The organism is Rhizobacter sp. P2_H2 (genome assembly GCF_056403375.1).
The window spans coordinates 1-1,087 of sequence record NZ_JBFUFP010001438.1 but is presented as its reverse complement, the minus strand read 5'-3'; the positions used below and the strand labels follow the sequence as shown (position 1 = coordinate 1,087).

The window sequence follows — 1,087 nt, the reverse complement described above, 5'->3', positions numbered from 1 at the left end:
GGCGTGTACGACGTGAATGGCATCCTGAACGCGACCAGCAACGTCGCGAGCAAGATCACCGACGTGGCGGCGGTCTCGTCCGAGCCGCTGCCGGCGCAGGTGTTCCAGGGCAAGCAGCTCTTCTACAACGCCGACGACCGGCGCATGAACCGCGACAAGTACATCTCGTGCGCGACCTGCCACCAGGACGGCGGGCACGACGGCCGCGTGATGGACTTCACCGACCGCGGCGAGGGCCTGCGCAACACCACGGTGCTGAACGGGCGCCGCGGCACCGGCCAGGGCCGGGTGCACTGGAGCGCGAACTTCGACGAGATCCAGGACTTCGAGCACGACATCCGCAACGCGTTCGGCGGCACCGGCTTCATGACCGATGCGCAGTTCAACACCGGCACGCGCAACCAGCCGCTCGGCAACCCGAAGGCGGGTGTCAGCGCCGAGCTCGATGCGCTGGCGGCCTACGTGAGCTCGCTCGCCACCGTGGGCCCGAGCCCGTACCGCAATGCCGACGGCACGCTCACRCCCGACGGCGTGGCCGGCCAGGCGATCTTCAAGGGCGCCGGCCAGTGCAGCAGCTGCCACTCGGGCGCCGATTTCACCGACAGCGCGACCGGGGTGCTGCATGACGTGGGCACGATCAAGGCCTCGTCGGGCAAGCGCCTGGGCGGCCCGCTGACCGGCATCGACACGCCGACGCTGCGCGGCGTGTGGGACAGCGCGCCGTACCTGCACGACGGCTCGGCCGCGACGCTGATGGACGTGCTGACCACCGCCAACCCGGCCGGCCTGCACGGCGCGGCCAGCAGCCTGACGGCGGCGCAGCGCCAGCAGCTGGTGAGCTACCTGCTGCAGATCGACGACAGCACCGACGGCGCGGCCGGCGTGGTGCTGAGCAACCTGTCGGTGAACGACACCGCGAACGCCGGCGGCTGGGCGCTGGTGTCGAACCTGCAGGCCGGCAACCTGCAGTACGGCGACCGCACCTACACCGTCACCAGCGTGCCGGCAGCGCTGGCCGGATCGGCGTGGATCCGCAGCGCCAACCTGTCGCGCGCCTACACCGGCGCGACGCTGGCCAGCTTCACGA

1 protein-coding gene is annotated in these 1,087 nt (G+C 71.0%); it reads left to right on the top strand.

The annotated features are described in order from the left end of the window. Positions 1-12 precede the first annotated feature (12 nt). Positions 13-1,087 (top strand): c-type cytochrome (locus AC1D15_RS33755; RefSeq protein WP_477829496.1); only part of this gene is annotated, 1,075 nt, incomplete at its 3' end.